The organism is Ruegeria sp. BH8, from assembly GCF_056538065.1.
Window position 1 is genome coordinate 103,576 of sequence record NZ_JBQFSP010000001.1, and the last position, 15,822, is coordinate 119,397.

At 58.9% G+C, this 15,822-nt stretch carries 18 protein-coding genes; 9 read left to right on the forward strand and 9 right to left on the reverse strand.

Features of this window, described 5'->3' with window-relative positions; translation table 11 throughout:
* Positions 1 to 24 precede the first annotated feature (24 nt).
* Genes ACR0AD_RS00510 through ACR0AD_RS00530 form a run of 5 tightly spaced genes read left to right on the forward strand, consistent with a single transcriptional unit; the run spans position 25 to position 3,256 of the window.
* Positions 25 to 627, forward strand: coding sequence for a VOC family protein (locus ACR0AD_RS00510; RefSeq protein ID WP_480486359.1), 603 nt, complete (start codon positions 25 to 27; stop codon positions 625 to 627).
* Positions 624 to 1,112 (forward strand): N-acetyltransferase family protein, encoded by a 489-nt coding sequence (locus tag ACR0AD_RS00515; RefSeq protein WP_480486357.1) that lies wholly within the window; start codon positions 624 to 626, stop codon positions 1,110 to 1,112. The genes ACR0AD_RS00510 and ACR0AD_RS00515 overlap by 4 nt, the downstream gene beginning before the upstream one ends.
* Before the next feature lie 45 nt (positions 1,113 to 1,157).
* Complete coding sequence (locus tag ACR0AD_RS00520) at positions 1,158 to 1,838, forward strand: molecular chaperone DjiA (RefSeq protein WP_267365678.1); 681 nt, start codon at positions 1,158 to 1,160, stop codon at positions 1,836 to 1,838.
* A 4-nt stretch (positions 1,839 to 1,842) separates the two neighbouring features.
* A complete protein-coding gene (locus ACR0AD_RS00525) occupies positions 1,843 to 2,844 on the forward strand; it encodes an endonuclease/exonuclease/phosphatase family protein (protein ID WP_480486485.1) in 1,002 nt (333 codons plus the stop codon).
* 37 nt (positions 2,845 to 2,881) lie between these two features.
* A complete protein-coding gene (locus ACR0AD_RS00530; RefSeq protein WP_480486355.1) occupies positions 2,882 to 3,256 on the forward strand; it encodes a hypothetical protein in 375 nt (124 codons plus the stop codon).
* A gap of 12 nt (positions 3,257 to 3,268) precedes the next feature.
* Here the strand turns inward: ACR0AD_RS00530 and ACR0AD_RS00535 are convergent, their stop codons facing one another.
* The 5 genes from ACR0AD_RS00535 to ACR0AD_RS00555 all read right to left on the reverse strand — a co-directional run bounded on the left by ACR0AD_RS00535 (position 3,269) and on the right by ACR0AD_RS00555 (position 9,054).
* Positions 3,269 to 4,813: a Ppx/GppA family phosphatase gene (locus ACR0AD_RS00535; protein WP_480486354.1), complete on the reverse strand. Its 1,545-nt coding sequence runs from the start codon at positions 4,811 to 4,813 to the stop codon at positions 3,269 to 3,271.
* A gap of 49 nt (positions 4,814 to 4,862) precedes the next feature.
* Positions 4,863 to 5,552 carry an HdaA/DnaA family protein gene (locus ACR0AD_RS00540; protein ID WP_480481942.1) on the reverse strand — a complete coding sequence of 230 codons (690 nt, stop codon included), beginning with the start codon at positions 5,550 to 5,552 and terminating at the stop codon, positions 4,863 to 4,865.
* Positions 5,553 to 6,626, reverse strand: a complete 1,074-nt coding sequence (locus ACR0AD_RS00545; RefSeq protein WP_480481940.1) for an AI-2E family transporter — start codon at positions 6,624 to 6,626, stop codon at positions 5,553 to 5,555. It abuts the gene before it with no gap.
* 89 nt (positions 6,627 to 6,715) lie between these two features.
* Positions 6,716 to 7,690: an isopenicillin N synthase family dioxygenase gene (locus ACR0AD_RS00550; protein ID WP_480486352.1), complete on the reverse strand. Its 975-nt coding sequence runs from the start codon at positions 7,688 to 7,690 to the stop codon at positions 6,716 to 6,718.
* The gene (locus tag ACR0AD_RS00555; protein WP_480486350.1) at positions 7,690 to 9,054 is read right to left on the reverse strand and encodes an FAD-dependent oxidoreductase; all 1,365 of its coding nucleotides are present in this window, start codon (positions 9,052 to 9,054) and stop codon (positions 7,690 to 7,692) included. The genes ACR0AD_RS00550 and ACR0AD_RS00555 overlap by 1 nt, the downstream gene beginning before the upstream one ends.
* A 169-nt stretch (positions 9,055 to 9,223) precedes the next feature.
* On the opposite strand from ACR0AD_RS00555, the gene proS reads away from it, so the two are divergent.
* Positions 9,224 to 10,564: a proline--tRNA ligase gene (gene proS / locus ACR0AD_RS00560; RefSeq protein WP_480481934.1), complete on the forward strand. Its 1,341-nt coding sequence runs from the start codon at positions 9,224 to 9,226 to the stop codon at positions 10,562 to 10,564.
* A 126-nt stretch (positions 10,565 to 10,690) separates the two neighbouring features.
* Here proS and ACR0AD_RS00565 read toward each other — a convergent pair whose 3' ends face one another.
* Positions 10,691 to 11,050 (reverse strand): hypothetical protein, encoded by a 360-nt coding sequence (locus ACR0AD_RS00565; protein WP_267366022.1) that lies wholly within the window; start codon positions 11,048 to 11,050, stop codon positions 10,691 to 10,693.
* A 355-nt stretch (positions 11,051 to 11,405) separates the two neighbouring features.
* Between ACR0AD_RS00565 and ACR0AD_RS00570 the strand changes: the two genes are divergently transcribed.
* Both ACR0AD_RS00570 and ACR0AD_RS00575 read left to right on the forward strand, forming a co-directional pair.
* Complete coding sequence (locus tag ACR0AD_RS00570) at positions 11,406 to 12,701, forward strand: lipoprotein-releasing ABC transporter permease subunit (protein WP_480486348.1); 1,296 nt, start codon at positions 11,406 to 11,408, stop codon at positions 12,699 to 12,701.
* On the forward strand, positions 12,694 to 13,380 hold the full coding sequence (locus ACR0AD_RS00575) for an ABC transporter ATP-binding protein (protein ID WP_480486346.1): 687 nt from the start codon (positions 12,694 to 12,696) through the stop codon (positions 13,378 to 13,380). The genes ACR0AD_RS00570 and ACR0AD_RS00575 overlap by 8 nt, the downstream gene beginning before the upstream one ends.
* On the opposite strand, the gene ACR0AD_RS00580 is transcribed toward ACR0AD_RS00575, so the two are convergent.
* Complete coding sequence (locus ACR0AD_RS00580; protein WP_480486344.1) at positions 13,364 to 13,801, reverse strand: DMT family transporter; 438 nt, start codon at positions 13,799 to 13,801, stop codon at positions 13,364 to 13,366. The genes ACR0AD_RS00575 and ACR0AD_RS00580 overlap by 17 nt on opposite strands.
* A 97-nt stretch (positions 13,802 to 13,898) precedes the next feature.
* Here ACR0AD_RS00580 and ACR0AD_RS00585 point away from each other — a divergent pair, with 97 nt between their 5' ends.
* The gene (locus ACR0AD_RS00585) at positions 13,899 to 14,312 is read left to right on the forward strand and encodes a c-type cytochrome (RefSeq protein WP_480486343.1); all 414 of its coding nucleotides are present in this window, start codon (positions 13,899 to 13,901) and stop codon (positions 14,310 to 14,312) included.
* On the opposite strand, the gene ACR0AD_RS00590 is transcribed toward ACR0AD_RS00585, so the two are convergent.
* Together ACR0AD_RS00590 and ACR0AD_RS00595 are read right to left on the reverse strand one after the other, a co-directional pair.
* Positions 14,309 to 14,995 carry a hypothetical protein gene (locus ACR0AD_RS00590; protein WP_480486341.1) on the reverse strand — a complete coding sequence of 229 codons (687 nt, stop codon included), beginning with the start codon at positions 14,993 to 14,995 and terminating at the stop codon, positions 14,309 to 14,311. The genes ACR0AD_RS00585 and ACR0AD_RS00590 overlap by 4 nt on opposite strands.
* A 42-nt stretch (positions 14,996 to 15,037) precedes the next feature.
* On the reverse strand, positions 15,038 to 15,700 hold the full coding sequence (locus ACR0AD_RS00595; protein WP_209597830.1) for a DNA-3-methyladenine glycosylase I: 663 nt from the start codon (positions 15,698 to 15,700) through the stop codon (positions 15,038 to 15,040).
* Positions 15,701 to 15,822 lie beyond the last annotated feature (122 nt).

A 15,822-nucleotide genomic window follows, 5' to 3' on the forward strand; every position in this document is an offset into this window, starting at 1 on the left:
GGTCGTTTTCGCAGGAGGGTGCGCATGTTACTCGATCATCTGGCCGTCGCGGGCGAAACGCTTGAAGAAGCGTCTGCACACATTGAACAGGCGCTTGGTGTTGCACTGCAACCCGGTGGGAAACACGAAAAATTCGGGACACATAACAGGCTGCTGGGGCTCAGGGACGGGCTCTATCTGGAAGCGATTGCCATCGATCCGCAGGCGCAGCCTCCGGGTAGGCCGCGATGGTTCGATCTGGACAATTTTCAGGGCGGCCCGCGTTTGACGAACTGGATATGCCGGGTCGAGGATATCGAGGCCACACTGTCGATCTTTCCCGATAGCACCGGAGAGCCCATCGACCTGACCCGCGGCGCGTTGCAATGGCGCATGGCGGTTCCGCCAACGGGGCGTTTGCCGTTCGACAATCTGTTTCCCGCCCTTATCGAATGGCAGGGCGACCTGCACCCGGCAAACATGTTGCAGGACAGCGCGTGCCGGTTGCGGCGTCTGGTTGTCTACCACCCCGACGCCCTGACACTGGCCCGTCAACTGGGTGAACTGGATCATGTGGTGTTCGATACCGGCCCCGCCGCTTTGCAGGCAGAGATCGAGACACCTCATGGACTTCGGGTGCTGGAATGAACATACGCCCGGCCACAGCGTCAGATGCACCAGCCATTGCCCGGATCACCAATGCGATCATCCGGGACACTTTGGTCACTTTCACGACGGACGAACGCAGCGCCGCCCAGATTGCCGAAGATATCAAGGCACGCGCGCCCGGTTATCTGGTTGCCGCGCACGACAGCCACGTTATCGGCTTTGCCACATATGGCCCTTTCCGCACCGGGCCCGGTTATGCGCAAACCTGCGAACATACGATCCAGCTGTCACCGGATGCGTGGGGCAAAGGGCTGGGACGTGCGTTGATGTCAGAACTGGAGGAAGTCGCGCAAGCCCAAGGCGTTCATGTTCTGGTCGCGGGCATATCCTCGGCCAATCCGGGGGCTGAGGCGTTTCATGCCGCACTTGGCTATTCGAAAGTCGGGGTGATGCCCGAAGTCGGCTTTAAGTTCGGCCAGCGGCTGGACCTTGTGCTGATGCAGAAAATTCTTGGTGCTGAATGACCTGTTGCACCTGACAGTCCCGAATTGTGACGCTAGGGTGCGGTCATGTCGATCTGGACTCGCATATCCGATGCGCTCAGCGCGCTTGCCCAGGGCGAAAGCCTGACCGCAGTTTTTGAAAAACTACGCTCGCCACCGGAACGGTCCGTGGCCTTTACGATTGCGGTCATCGCACTGGGTGCCAAAATGGCCAAGGCAGACGGTCAGGTGACCCGTGATGAGGTCACCGCCTTTCGCGACGTGTTTCAGATCGCGCGCGAAGATGAGGAAGGTGCAGCCCGCGTCTTCAACATGGCCCGTACGGACGTGGCGGGATATCAGGACTACGCCCGCAAAATTGCCCGCATGTTTTCCGAAGACAGCACAACCCTGTGTGACCTGATGGAAGGTCTTTTTCACATCGCGATGGCGGATGGTTTCTATCATCCGAACGAAAACGCGTTTCTCGAAGATGTCAGCCAGATTTTCGGGCAAACCGACGCGCAGTTCAAAGCACTGCGGGCGCGCTTTGTTCCGGATGCGCCAAACGATCCTTACACGGTTCTGGGCGTTCCACATGACATGCCGCTGCCCGACATTCGCAATGTCTGGCGGCAGCTGGTTCGGGAAACGCACCCCGACGCCATGATGGCCCGGGGTGTCCCCGAAGAGGCGATCCGGCTGGCCGAGAAAAAGATGATCGACATCAATCGCGCCTGGGATGAAATCAACGGCGCGCGGGCCTGATCAGATGCGGCTGGCGACCTATAATATCGAATGGTTCGCCAATCTGTTTGACCAGAAAGACAGGCTGATCGTCGATGACAGCTGGTCCGGCAGGCACGACGTCACCAAAGCGCAGCAGATCGAAGCGATTGCCAAGGTTCTGACTGCCATTGACGCTGATGCGATTGTAATCGTCGAGGCGCCCAACACGGGCAGACGCCAGAACACGGTTCGGGCCCTGCAAGCCTTTGCCGAAGCGTTCGACTTGCGCACGTCTGATGCGGTGATGGGCTATGCAAACGACACGCATCAGGAACTGGCATTGCTCTATGACAGAACGGTGCTGAGTGTTCGCCACGATCCCAAGGGAGATATTGCAGATACCACAGCCCCCCGGTTCGATGGTGTATTCAAAATCGACCTCGACATTGATGCGACCGAGGATGTCGTGCGGTTCTCCAAACCGCCGATGGAACTGGCGGTGACGACGCAAGCGGGGCACAACATCCGCCTGATCGGGGCACATCTGAAATCCAAGGCACCGCACGGTGCCGAATCGCGGGACGAGGCGATCCGGATTTCGATTGCCAATCGCCGCAAACAGCTGGCGCAAGCGATCTGGCTTGCACGGCGCGTCGAATGGCATGTTGCGCAAAAACAGCCCGTCATTTTGCTGGGCGATCTGAACGATGGCCCCGGGCTGGATGAGTTTGAGCACCTCTTTGGCCGCTCGTCGGTCGAGGTGTTGCTGCAAGCCGGATTGTTCGACCCGAACGCCGTCACAGCCTACAGGTTTCGGCCCGGGCCGGTGCCTGCTACTGCGCGCTTTGCCCGCCCGGAAGACGGTAAATTTCTGGACGCATTACTGGATTACATAATGATTACAACGGACCTGCAAGCATATCGCCCGTCCTGGCGTATCTGGCACCCGTTTCAGGATGCCGCCTGTTGGGCTGAACCGGAATTGCGGCAGGCGCTTTTGACGGCCTCCGATCATTTTCCGGTCACGCTTGATATTGAACTGTGACCTTTCCAGCCTGCCACACGGGCCTTATATGTCAGGTATGAAACGCATCTTGCTGATCAGTACGATCTCAGTGTTCCTTGCCGCGCCTGCAATGGCGCAGGAAGACAATGAAAAATCCCTGATGGAACAGGGGGCCGAACTGTTTTTCGAAGGTCTGCGCAAGGAAATGGAACCGGCATTGGAAAACTTGCTGGGTCTGGCGGAAGAGCTTGGCCCGGCGATGCAGTCATTCTTGCAGCAGATGGGCCCGGCGCTTGCTGAACTGGCGGCTGAGGTCAAGGACTGGAGCGTTTATGAGCCGCCCGAGATCCTGCCCAATGGCGATATCATTATCCGCAGAAAACCGACCCAAGAGCCATCTGAGCCTGAAAAGCGGGATATCGAGGTGCCCGAAGGACCTACAGATATCTGACCCGCTCAAATGTCAGCCTTTGACAATCACGCGAGTCTGAGATTTCAGCGCTGCTGCCAAGGCGCTTAACCGGGCTTCTGCCACTTCGCTGAACAGGGGGGCTGCGGCCTCGGGCAGATACAGTTCCAGCTCTCGCTTTTTGGGGAAAAACTTGAGCTGCCCCATATTGGCATCGTTGTGCATCCACAGCATCGCGCCAAACCGCATGGCCTTGCCCAGAATCTCGGCCTGTTTCTGGCTTTTTTCATCCAGCAATTCGTAAAGCCGAGAGAACCGGTTGCCTTCCCGTTTGTTGCGATAGCGGTGTTGCAGTGCCAATCCGATGAAGACACGCTCGGAATGCTTCAAACCACCCAGATTGGCGCGCGTGACGTTGTCGAAACACACCTCGGCCCGATAGTCGGGATGCGCGCGCCAGCTTACATCGTGCAGCAGGCAGGCCGCCTTGATCAGGCGCACTTTGCTGGGCGGTGCCGATCTGAACAGCGGGATGACAAAATCATAGAGATTGCTGCCAAATCCTGGCAGGCGCGCGTCCTTTGCTTCCGAGAACCGGCTGGCTTCGATCAGCGGGTCGCGATCGCGCACTTCCTGCGGCATCTGCTCATATAGCAACCCCTCGCGAATCCCATAGCTTGAGATGGCGATATCTTTGGGTTTGAACGTGCGGATCAGCCGCGCCAGAACGTCCATCGCATACGGGATAAGCGCCATGCGCGAGCTCGACACGCCCGCCTGAGCACGCAGCTTTTCGCCATCGTGTTTTTCGATGTATTTGATCGTCTCGCGCACCTGTTTGGTGGTCATGCGGTATTCATGCAGAACGTTCAGCGGATAGCCCCGCCGCAGCATGTCCAGCCGCGCAAAGGCGCGCCAGCTGCCGCCGACCAGAAACAAACGGTCTCGCTGCTGGCCCATCTGATTGCGCAGATCCTCCATCGTTTCCTTGATATGCGCTTTTCGCGCGCGCCGCCCGCCTTTGATGTCGCGCAGTTTCAGCGGCCCAAGCGGCGAGGTTACGCGACGGCCGACCTGACCACCGCCGATTTCGGCCAATTCCATCGACGATCCGCCAATATCGCAGATCAATCCATAGGCTCCGGGCCACCCCAAAAGGACACCCTGCGCCGACAGGCGGGCTTCCTCGTCACCGTCAATGATAGACACCTGCAAACCGGTTTCAGCCTGCACCTGGTCGCAAAACTCGGGCCCATCCGAGGCTTCGCGCACAGCAGCGGTGGCGACAACATGCAAACCGGGCAAATCCAGATCCATTGCCAGGTGCTGGAACCGTCGTAGTGCCGACAAGGCGCGTTCGCGGCCACGCGGGTTCAGTCGCCCGGTTTCGGACAGGCCCGCCCCCAGTTCGCACATGACCTTTTCATTGTAGAAATAGGCCGGTGATCGGGCCGCCCCGTCGAAAATGACCATCCGGACCGAGTTCGACCCGACATCGACAACCCCGACGCGCGACAGCGCCCGTGCGTCCGGTTTGTCAAACAGGGGCTTTCCGAACGTTCCCCAGTCCGGGATATCGGTTTTGACGGTCTGATCCATGTGTGTTCCAGATAGTTCTGCCTGAGGATGCGAAATTGACGTCAGCGGGTCAATCATTGGTCTCGACCTCATCCGGGGCCGTGTTCAGTACGCGAATGGCAAGCGCGCGTGTAATGTCGCGTTTTTCAGCCAGGGCCAGTTGGTCCAGTTGGGATACAACGTCGGCTGCGCTTTCAAACCGCCGGTCCATATGCTTGACAAGATAGGCGATGACATCGGGGCCGGGGTTGAGCTGCCTGTCGACAAACAGCTTGGCAAGTACTGCGCCCAGCAATGCGTCATCGGGCGGATCCAGTGCGACGTGATGCGCGCCTTCGACCCGGCTTTGCAGATCGGCCAGCGGCAACGCCCAGAATTTGGGCGCAAGACGGCCGGTCATCAGCAGGGGGTGCCCTTCGGCCAGAACAAGATTGTGCAGGTGGAACAGCGTTTTTTGCTGCTCGAGATCACCGGCAATCAAAGGCACGTCTTCGACCGCAATCGGCATACGCGCCAGGTCTGGCACATCGTCATATCGCAGGTCGCTGGCCTGAAGGATACGCCCGCCGGTTTCAGCGGCCCAGACATGGGCCAGATGGGTTTTGCCCGCACCGGCAGGTCCGCTCAGCACCAGTTTGTTGCCAGGCCAGGACGTGGCCGAGATCATTGCCACCGCCAGCGCATTTGCCGGTGACACAAAGAAATCCTCTCGCCCGAGCGCAGTTTTGGCGGGCAGATCAAAGCTGAGTTGTCGGGCCATTTACTCGGTTTCCTGATCCAGACCTTCAAGACCAGTGTACAATCTGCTGTCGAGGTATAGCGATGTGGCAAAGCGGGCCAGCACGCCCAATGCTGCGGCGACCGGGACAGCGATTAGCATGCCGACGAAGCCGAACAGCGCGCCAAAGACCGACAGGGCCAGCAGGAGCCAAACCGGGTGCAGCCCGACAGAGCTGCCGACCAGCTTGGGTGTCAGGAAATTGCCCTCGGTGACCTGCCCAATGGCAAAGATACCCGCGATAAGCCCGATATGAGCCCAGTCGCCCCAGAACTGAAACAGCGCAAGCCCAATGGCCAGCGAGCCTCCGATAAGGGCGCCCAGATAGGGTATGAACGTGACCAAGCCCGCGATAAAGCCCACAATCAGACCGAATTGCAGACCAGCAAGCATTAGTGCAACCGCGTAATAGGTGCCAAGGATCAAGCAGACCGTTCCCATGCCGCGCACGAACGAGGCCAGAACCGCGTCGATCTCACCCGCCAGCCGCCTGATGATGGGGGCGTGGTCACGTGGCAGCAGCTCTCCGATGCGGGCGGTCATGCGATCCCAGTCCAACAGCAAGTAGACGGCCACAACCGGCACAATGACCAACAGAACAACGATGTTGATCGCGGAACCCAGCGAGGACAGCACCGTCTGCATAACGTCCCCGGTCTTGGATTTCAGCGTTTCGCCAAAGGACACCAGCATCGCGTGCGTGCTCGATTCCCGGTCAAGCAAGGACGGGAACTGTTTTTCTATGAAACTGCGCAACTGTTTGAACAGATCAGGCAGTACATCGACAAGATCCAACAACTGGGTGATCAGCGCAGGGACCACCATCAGAATTGCCAGTACAAACCCCAGAACACCGACGACCGTGATGACCGCCGTAGCGGCCATACGCGACAGGCCCAGCCGCTCCAGCCGGTCAGCGACCGGATCCAGAAAATAGGCAATGGCCCCACCGATGACAAAAGGCAACAAGACATCGCCAAGGGCCCACAGGATCAACGCGAAAACCGCAGCGGCGATGCTCCAGTATCTCAGCTGATCCTTAACCGGCAAAGCCATGGCGATCCCCCTGTTCTGGCCCTTGCAGGTGTTCTTGGCGCATCAAAGCCCATGATGCAAGCGGTTCATGGCGCTTGGGTTTGCAGGGGTCAGCCGCGCAAGGTTCCCAATTCAGGCGTGTCTTTGGTGGCGGTCTCATCGGGCCAGTTGGTGCGCCAAATCTCGGCCGACCAGTGCCCGCAATGAACCGCCGGGCGGTCAAAGCCGGGCAGGGGTGGCAGCAAAGGCGCGACGACGACGTCGTGACGGGGCACCGCGAAATAGGGAAAAGAATACCGTTCCTGACCCGATCGGTTCACAACCCGATGCGGCGTGGATTTCAACCGCCCGCCCGACCACAGCTCCAGCATGTCACCGATATTCACCACGAAACCACTGGGCGGGCAATCGGGCGTGATCCAGCCGCCGTTGCGGGTCTGCACCTCAAGCCCGCCCACCGGATCGGGGGCAATGATGGTCAAGGCGTCGGTATCCTTGTGCGGATGGATGCCATAGCCTGCCTCATCTTCGGCCTGAGGCGGGTAATGCAACAGGGTCATGTTGGTCATCGGGTCCCGGAATGCACCGCGCAGCGAGTCGGCTTTCAAATCCAACCCTGCTTCTAACGCGCCCAGCAACAGATCGGTGACGCGATCCAGTTGCCGCCAGTAACCCAGAATGACCTCTTTCGCACCGGGTACACCGTCGGGCCAGAGGTTTGGCCCGTATAACGCGCAATCCTCACGCACCGGGTCGTCTGCTGCGACCTCGTGATGCAGTTTGTACCCCTCGTATTTGTCGGCTTTGCCCGAGCCATCATTGGGTGTGAAAAACCCCATGGGTATATAGCCGCGATAGTTGGCGCGGGTGATGGCCTGATCCCATTTTTGCGCGTCATCGACGGCAAAAATCTGTCGGGTGATCTGGCGTACCTGATCCACGGTCTGCCGGGATACGCCTGTCCCGGTGATCGACAAAAAGCCGATCCCCTGACAGGCCGCAAGGATGTAACGGACCGTCGCGTCATAGGCTGCGGTTCCCGGGGCAGTCAAAGGCGCGATATCAATCGTTGGGATACTGTCCATCAGTGAATCCTCACCCCCTGGCGTTGCAATTCAGCGCGAACCGGTGCCAGATTCAGCTGGTCCAGCTCCTGATTGCTTTTCAGTGAGACCGCAGCGGCGATGCCCGCGCCCTGACCTAAGACCGCGCAACAAGCCATGTTTCGGGTTGCGGCATGTGCCACCCGGTCCGCGCCATGCGACCGTCCTGCAACCAGCAGGCCTTTGATGCCCTTGGGCAGCATCGAGCGATAAGGGATTTGCATGTACCGCCCCGTAGTTGGCAGGATCAGGATGCCATAGCCGTCGATGAACTCGGGATAGATGCCGATCGTATCCTCGAACCGGCCCTGATGGCGGGCATCGTTTTCGGTCATGTTGTAGACCGCGTCGATCTTGCGGGTGTCGCGGATGCCGATGGTCATACCGAAATTCCGCAAACGTGCGTTTTCGCAACCGGGCATGAACCGTCGCAGCGCCTCGATGGCCAGCATGGTCTGGCGGCGACCTTCAATCTCGCCGCGCGTCAGGCTGTCGGGATCGGTGCCGTCAACCTCGGCCAGATGGATGAGGTTCATGTATGTCAGCTCGCCCGTGTCATGCATCGCGCCCCAGGTGCCGGCGATGGTGTTCAGATGCGGCGGGATCAGCCCCTGATCGATTGCTTGCTGGAACGGTTTGTGCACGAAGGGTGAGAACATGTCGTCCTCTTTACCCGAGGTCTCAATGTTCCACTCTCCGCCACCGCCCCAGTCCTTGTAGGTCTGCGGGTCAGCTTTCACACCTTCCATGAAGGCGCGTTTATCTACGCCCGCCAGATGGAACATGACCGAAGCCGCCATCATGTCCTCGCGCGGAGTTTTGTGGGTCGGCGCGCCCGAACGATGGGCCACATCCGCGTCGCCGGTGGCATCGATGACGACCTTGGCCAAAATCGCTTCGCGCCCGGCTTTGGATTCTGTGATGACGCCGGTGATCCGGTCGCCTTCCAGGATCGGGGCCACGAAATGCCGATGCAACATCGGATGCACACCCGCTTCTTCGACCAGCTTGTCGGCGACCAGTTTGAAGCCTTCGCTGTCCAGCTCATAGCTCAGCGACTGGCTTTCCGGAACGGCGGCCCCCATCTCCTTGGCGCGGGTCTCGAATTCCATCCCGATGCCACCTGCCTCGACGGTTTGCTCGTGCCGGTACCAGGCAAATCCTTCGACGCCGACGGCAGTGATGTTGCCACCCATGCAGCCAAACCGATCAATCAAAGATACCTCGGCCCCCGCACGTGCCGCTGCAAGCGCCGCTGCCAACCCGGCAGGGCCAGAGCCCACGACCAGGACATCGGTTTGATGAATGACGGGGATTTGGCGTGCGGGTTCCTGAATGGTTTGCATCAGCGCCTCATGGAATTTGCGTTTCCGCTACCATTGGGTTTCCCGATTGGCGGGTCAATCAAAAAACCGACTGCCGCAAGGTCGGAAAAACACCAATGCGCGATTGCCCCCGGCGGGGCTTTGGCATAATCACCTGTCCAGTCGAATTCTTACCTTTGAAGGTCCGTCCATGCGCCTGAGCCGTTACTTTCTGCCCGTTCTCAAGGAAACCCCGTCCGAGGCTCAGATCGTCAGCCACCGGCTGATGCTGCGTGCAGGGATGATCAAGCAGGCCTCTGCCGGGATTTATTCCTGGTTGCCGCTGGGCTTCAAAGTGCTGCGCAAGCTGGAAAACATCGTCCACGAGGAACAGGCGCGGGCCGGTCACATCGCGATCCAGATGCCCATCATCCAGTCGGCGGATCTGTGGCGTGAATCCGGGCGCTATGACGATTACGGTCAGGAGATGCTGCGGATGAAGGACCGGCATGACCGGGACATGCTGTTCACGCCGACGGCCGAGGAATTGGTTACAGATATCTTCCGCGGCCACGTCAGCAGCTACAAGGATCTGCCGCTGACGCTCTACCAGATCCAGTGGAAGTTTCGCGATGAAATCCGCCCGCGTTTCGGCGTGATGCGGGGCCGTGAATTCTACATGAAGGACGGATACAATTTCGACCTGACCAAGGAAGATGCGCTGCACGCCTATAACCGCCATCTGGTCAGCTATCTGCGCACTTATGAACGGATGGGACTTCAGGCGATTCCGATGCGCGCCGATTCCGGCCCCATCGGTGGCGATGACACGCATGAGTTCCTGGTTCTGGCCGATACCGGCGAATCCGAAGTTTTCTATGACAGTGCTGTCACTGACCTGACCTTTGGCGACCGTGACATCGATTATGACAACCGCGAACAGTGTCAGGCCATTCTGGAAGAGTTCACTTCGAAATACGCCCGCACTGATGAAACCCATGACGAGGCGCTGTTCAATCAGATCCCCGAAGAACGTCGCCGCGTGGCGCGTGGCATCGAGGTGGGTCAAATCTTTTACTTTGGCACCAAATACTCCGATCCCTTGGGCGCGACTGTCCAAGGCCCGGATGGCAAACCGGTTCCGGTTCACATGGGCAGCCATGGTATCGGTGTCAGCCGCCTTGTAGGAGCAATCATCGAGGCCAGCCATGACGACAAGGGCATCATCTGGCCCGAGGGCGTGACCCCATTCCATTGCGGTATCGTCAACCTCAAGCAGGGCGATGAAGAAGCCGATGCAGCCTGTGACAAGATCTACACGGCGCTGACGGCTTTGGGTCTGGAGCCGCTCTATGACGACCGCAACGAACGCGCGGGCGGCAAATTCGCCACGATGGACCTGATCGGTCTGCCCTGGCGCATCACGGTTGGCCCGCGCGGTCTGAAGAATGGTGTAGTTGAACTGACCTGCCGCCGCACTGGCGAAAGCGAGGAACTAAGCCCCGAAGCGGCCGTCACCAAAGTTGCTGAGATTTACCAGCAGATCGCCTGAGCGACCATCAGTTGCTGCATTAAGCGGGCGTTGAAACACGCCCCGTGATCCGGAAGGGGTGCCGAAGGCTCAGACCTGGCGGCCCTTCCCAAGCTACCTGAATTGACCGCGTCAGTCGGCAGGTTCTCAGTTTTGATCCGACGTCGGACGCTCGGCCAGGACGTCTCCGTTGGCTCCATCACCAGTTGCCACGACAATCGGACGGCCAAGGCGGCTGATCAGTTCGCGAAACTCGATATCCAGAAAGCGCAATCCGCAAATCCGCGCATCGGTTGCCCGATCCGTGATACACAAACGGCCTTGCCGGAAAACCAGACGATATCCTTTGTCTTTCAGGATGTCTGCCAGATTGCCCCAGCTTGCCGCGGTGACAAAGATCGGCCGGATGGCCGCGCGCAGCAAGGCTGCGGTCTCACAATCCAATTCTGTTGAAGCCTGACGGGTCGAAATTGCACCCGCGCCATTGGTTGAAATTCGTAAATTCATTGAGCGACCCCCGCTCTTTTAATGTGTTCCCCCATGGTTAGGGTGGCAAAGTTTCTGAAAATAATCAAAAAGAGTAATAAAATTTCACACTTATTGTTGCCTTTACGATTCAGTGGCTCACGATGTGCGATGATTAACGTCATACCTGAAACAATCACCTTCTGTCTGTGATGCGCTTCACAACTCATGGTGTAGCGCCCGAATTAGAAGACACCTGTTTTGCACGTGTATTTTGGTCATGTCCTGCAACGATTCGGCTCATTCAGGCTGAGGAGCCAGTTCAGAGTGACAACCGGCTTGACCATTGGGCGAAATGCCGAAAGGGTCGCCGCAAACAAGAAAACCCGGAGCAGGCATGGCCAAGACACCCCCGCCCTTTGCCCCTTTTGAATGGAAAATCGCCTGGCGATATCTGCGCGCGCGCAGGGCCGAAGGCGGTGTCAGCGTGATGACATGGATCTCTTTGATCGGGATCACGCTTGCCGTGTTTGCGCTGATTGCAACGCTGGCTGTCCGTTCAGGTTTTCGCTCTGAATTCGTCGGCACCATTCTGGGTGCCAATGCGCATGTGACGGTCTATTCCTCGGGTGAATTTGACGCGCAGGGCCGGGTGGATCGAACAATTGCCGACTACAAGGAACGCACCGACCGCATAGCGCAGGTGCCCGGAGTTGAGCGTGCCGCACCGCTGGTGAAGGGGCAGGTGCTGATCACCAACCGCGACAGCAGCAGCGGGGTCGAGGTGTTTGGCATCCGACCCGACGATCTGCTCGACTTGCCGGGTATCGCGCAGGCGGAACAGGCGGCGGGGGACCTGTCGGACTTCCAGACGGGTGAGGATGTCATCGCCATTGGATCGGGTGTGGCCCGCAGCATCGGGGTCACTGTCGGGGATTTGGTCAAACTGACCTCGCCCAACGGGGTCAAAACCGCCTTTGGCACGTCGCCGCGCGTGAATGCCTATCGCGTTGTCTATGTGTTTTCGGCCGGTCGCTATGACATCGACCGCACCCGCGTCTACATGCCGTTTTCGCAGGCGCAGGGCTTTTTCAACCGTGAAGGTGTGGCGGATGAGATAGAAGTGATGGTGGACAAGCCCGAAGATCTTGGCCCGATCCTGATTCCCATTCTTGAGGCGTCGGGCGAGCGCAGCCAGATCTGGACATGGCAGGACGCATCCGGCGGCTTTCTGCGCGCGCTCGAGGTTGAGGATAATGTGATGTTCATCATCCTGTCGATCCTCGTTCTGATTGCTGCGATGAACATCGTTTCGGGCCTGATCATGCTGGTCAAGAACAAAGGGCGCGATATCGGTATCCTGCGCACGATTGGCCTGAGCGAAGGATCGGTTCTGCGTGTCTTTTTCATCTGCGGTGCGTTCACCGGCCTGATCGGCACTGCAATGGGGGTTATCCTGGGATGCCTCTTTGCAATCTACATTGATCCGATTTTCTCATTCGTAAACTACGTGATGGGCGGTGGCGTGTGGGATCCGTCGATCCGTGGCATCTACGCCCTGCCGGCCGAACTGCATCTGAGCGATGTGCTCAAGGCGACGGGCCTGTCGCTTGGCCTGTCTTTCATCGTCACCTATTTCCCCGCCCGCCGCGCGGCGCGGCTGAACCCGGTCGAGGCGCTGCGCTATGAATGATGTCACCTTGCGACTGAACGGTCTGACCAAGACCTACCTCAAAGGCACACCGGGCGAGGTGCAGGTTCTGCGCGGGGTCGACCTCGAACTGCGCGCGGGTGAGGCTGTGGCCATGGTTGCGCCGTCAGGGGCGGGTAAATCGACGCTTCTGCACATCGCCGGTCTGCTGGATAGGCCTGACAACGGAACCGTGGAAATCGGGGGGCAGAATGTGAACGGCAAGGGCGACCGAACCAGAACGGCGTTGCGTCGGCAGGATATCGGGTTCGTATATCAGTTCCATCACCTGCTGCCCGAGTTTACGGCGCTGGAAAACATCACATTGCCGCAACTGGCCAATGGCGCGTCCGAAAAAGCTGCTCAGGCACGGGCATTGGACTTGCTGGACCGTGTGGGCGTCGCCCCGCGCGCCAGCCACCGCCCTGCGGCGCTGTCGGGCGGTGAACAACAACGCGTGGCTTTTTGCCGGGCGCTTGCCAACGCGCCGCGTGTTTTGCTGGCTGACGAACCGACAGGCAATCTGGACCCTGAAACTTCGGATCAGGTGTTCGATGCGCTGATGACACTGGTGCGGGACGAGGGATTGTCGGCGTTGATCGCGACCCACAACCTCGAACTGGCGGCGCGCATGGACCGAATGGTCCGGCTTGAGGGCGGCGTGCTCAGGCCAGTTGAGTGATTGCAACACCGATGGCCATGACCGCGATACCACTCGCCCGCATCAGGGTGAGTGGCGCCACCTGTGCGCCGAACAGGCCGAAGTGATCGATTGCCGCGGCACTGATCAATTGCCCCAACAGGACAAAGAACACGGCGTTTCCCACACCGAAATGCGGGGCGACATGGGTGATCGACAACACATAGAATGCAATCAGGATGCCAGCGAACAACAGGTGTTTCGGGGCCTGCGCAACCTTGGACAAGGCTGCAAAACCGGGAAACAACAGCATGGTCAGCACCGAGGCGGCCAGGGCAATTGCAAACAGCACCACAGCTGCCGTTGTCGGTGATCCGATGACCTTGCCAAGGGCCGCGTTAAGAGCGGCCAGTATCGGAATTCCAAATCCGGCGGCCAGCATGATGGCTGCGTATTGTGTCATTGCCCGAACCCTCTGCACCTGTTTCGTTGATCTGGATCATTGCGCCCATATGCCTGTCGGGCAACCCTGCAAATGTCAATTGTGACAGGAGGATACGATGTTCAAGGCAACGATCGGTATGCTGGTTCTCGGGGTTTCGGCTGCTGCCGCACAGGCTGCTTGGGCGCAGGATGCCGTGACCGGAGAGGAACTCTATTTGCATTACTGCGCGACCTGTCACGGGATTGACGCAACCGGGCAGGGGCCGATGGCCAGCGTGCTGGTTGTTCAGCCGTCCGATCTGACCGCATTGTCCGGCGAAAGCGGGGTGTTCCCGACCGCCCGCGTTGTCGCCCGCATCGACGGCAGGGATCCGCTGGTCAGCCATGGCAGCCCGATGCCGGTCTATGGCCCTTATTTTGACGGGCAGGACACATCCATGAAAACACCGGAAGGTCAGCCGATCCTGACCAGCCAGCCGATCGTTGATCTGGTGGCGTATCTGGAAACCCTGCAGCGCGCCCGGAACTAACTGCAAATCCCTTCGATCCTGGCTTCGCTCCACGGGATCAGGACCGGGCGCTCGCGCCCCTGTTCCGGCAGGGGCGACAGATCAAAATGGGCACCCAGCATGTCGTGTAGTCTTTTGGTGCGCTTGGCCTGAGGGGCCAGCGCGCGACAGCACACGTATTCCTCGACGATCGCGCCCTGCTGTTCGAACCCGTAGGTCAGAAAATCCGGAGAAGTTTCGAGGTCGAACAGATACGGATCCCTTCGGCCCCCATGTTCCGCCGCAGCGCGCAGGGGGTGGTAACCCGTGGTCCGGCGATTCTGCCATTGCCAGACATGCGTCAACTCATGGGCCAAAAGCATCGCGGCCAGCAGGTTCATCTGATCCGGAAAGTCGGACATATAGTCCTCCAGATACCAGTCGCGGGCAAAGTAGACTTTGTTGAACAGGGCGACTGCGGCGGGTTTGCCCGTCACCGGCCCGGGGTCCACCGGGGGCAGAATGCGCTCGCGGCAGGCCAGTCGCGGGCGTTCTTCGCGGAAATACGTCACGTTGGTAACCGGGGCACCTTCGACCAGACGGATGTGATCCAGATTCAGGGTTCCCCCCTGAATGGTCTCCGCAAAATCGCGCTCCTGCTCGGTCAACTCACGACCGCAGGCGGCCAGCAACAAAAGAGAAGCAAAGAATACACGCAGAACCATAAGTTGAATCTTATTCCGCTGCGGGTATTCCGCAAACCGTTTTCACAGACTCATGGCCAGAACCCGGCTGATTTCCGTAAGTGATCGCCCGGACTGACCCATCCATGTATTAAAGGCGTTCTGAACCGCCTCCATCGCTTTCTTCGAGGTGGCAGGCTTGTCGATCACACCTTCGGCAATCAGGCGGGCGGTGACATCCTGGGACAGAATGAAGCTGTCCCTCCCGGCAAACCGCATCGCGTACTGTGCCGAAGCGCCGCCCAGTCGGGCCCCGCGTTTGGCCAACATGGCCAGAAGATTGACGTAGTCATCAGATGGCCAGCCGCCCAGCACTTTACCCACGCCGCCTTCCTCGCGCAGCTCAAGCAGGAACGCAGCGTTATCCCGTACAGCCGCGATCTTGGTTCCATTCCTGACGATGCGCGTATCCTGCAACAGGGTGTCAAACTTCTCATCATCCATGAACGCGCATCGCCCCACGTCGAACCTGTCAAAGGCTGTTTCGAACCCGTCCCATTTGTTTTCGATGACTTTCCAGTTGAAACCGGCCTGAAAGATGCATTTCGTGATGACCGACAGCCAGCGGTCCTCAGGCATCGCTGCCAGTTCCGCGGGGGTTTTCGGTTTGCTCAGTTTTGCGTCCAGTGCTTCTGGACCGCCGTGGCGCACGGCTGCGATTTCAAAGATTTCGTCAAACGTTCGCATCTGTCTAACCTTGATGTTGCCCGACTATAAATGTTTATCTTTTGTTCTTGTTTGGCAATGAAAAATCTGACCGTGTCCAGATTTGAGGCAGCCCAACGAATAACTGGATTCGCAGAAAAATG

What these genes read in the sequence shown, in the direction of transcription:
- ACR0AD_RS00535 (WP_480486354.1), bottom strand. Translation starts at nt 4,813, where the DNA reads ATGGATCAGACCGTCAAAACCGATATCCCGGACTGGGGAACGTTCGGA.
- ACR0AD_RS00520 (WP_267365678.1), top strand. Translation starts at nt 1,158, where the DNA reads ATGTCGATCTGGACTCGCATATCCGATGCGCTCAGCGCGCTTGCCCAG.
- ACR0AD_RS00515 (WP_480486357.1), top strand. Translation starts at nt 624, where the DNA reads ATGAACATACGCCCGGCCACAGCGTCAGATGCACCAGCCATTGCCCGG.
- ACR0AD_RS00510 (WP_480486359.1), top strand. Translation starts at nt 25, where the DNA reads ATGTTACTCGATCATCTGGCCGTCGCGGGCGAAACGCTTGAAGAAGCG.
- ACR0AD_RS00530 (WP_480486355.1), top strand. Translation starts at nt 2,882, where the DNA reads ATGAAACGCATCTTGCTGATCAGTACGATCTCAGTGTTCCTTGCCGCG.
- ACR0AD_RS00545 (WP_480481940.1), bottom strand. Translation starts at nt 6,626, where the DNA reads ATGGCTTTGCCGGTTAAGGATCAGCTGAGATACTGGAGCATCGCCGCT.
- ACR0AD_RS00525 (WP_480486485.1), top strand. Translation starts at nt 1,843, where the DNA reads ATGCGGCTGGCGACCTATAATATCGAATGGTTCGCCAATCTGTTTGAC.
- ACR0AD_RS00590 (WP_480486341.1), bottom strand. Translation starts at nt 14,995, where the DNA reads ATGGTTCTGCGTGTATTCTTTGCTTCTCTTTTGTTGCTGGCCGCCTGC.
- ACR0AD_RS00595 (WP_209597830.1), bottom strand. Translation starts at nt 15,700, where the DNA reads ATGCGAACGTTTGACGAAATCTTTGAAATCGCAGCCGTGCGCCACGGC.
- ACR0AD_RS00585 (WP_480486343.1), top strand. Translation starts at nt 13,899, where the DNA reads ATGTTCAAGGCAACGATCGGTATGCTGGTTCTCGGGGTTTCGGCTGCT.
- ACR0AD_RS00565 (WP_267366022.1), bottom strand. Translation starts at nt 11,050, where the DNA reads ATGAATTTACGAATTTCAACCAATGGCGCGGGTGCAATTTCGACCCGT.
- ACR0AD_RS00580 (WP_480486344.1), bottom strand. Translation starts at nt 13,801, where the DNA reads ATGACACAATACGCAGCCATCATGCTGGCCGCCGGATTTGGAATTCCG.
- ACR0AD_RS00540 (WP_480481942.1), bottom strand. Translation starts at nt 5,552, where the DNA reads ATGGCCCGACAACTCAGCTTTGATCTGCCCGCCAAAACTGCGCTCGGG.
- ACR0AD_RS00550 (WP_480486352.1), bottom strand. Translation starts at nt 7,690, where the DNA reads ATGGACAGTATCCCAACGATTGATATCGCGCCTTTGACTGCCCCGGGA.
- ACR0AD_RS00555 (WP_480486350.1), bottom strand. Translation starts at nt 9,054, where the DNA reads ATGCAAACCATTCAGGAACCCGCACGCCAAATCCCCGTCATTCATCAA.
- ACR0AD_RS00575 (WP_480486346.1), top strand. Translation starts at nt 12,694, where the DNA reads ATGAATGATGTCACCTTGCGACTGAACGGTCTGACCAAGACCTACCTC.
- ACR0AD_RS00570 (WP_480486348.1), top strand. Translation starts at nt 11,406, where the DNA reads ATGGCCAAGACACCCCCGCCCTTTGCCCCTTTTGAATGGAAAATCGCC.
- proS (WP_480481934.1), top strand. Translation starts at nt 9,224, where the DNA reads ATGCGCCTGAGCCGTTACTTTCTGCCCGTTCTCAAGGAAACCCCGTCC.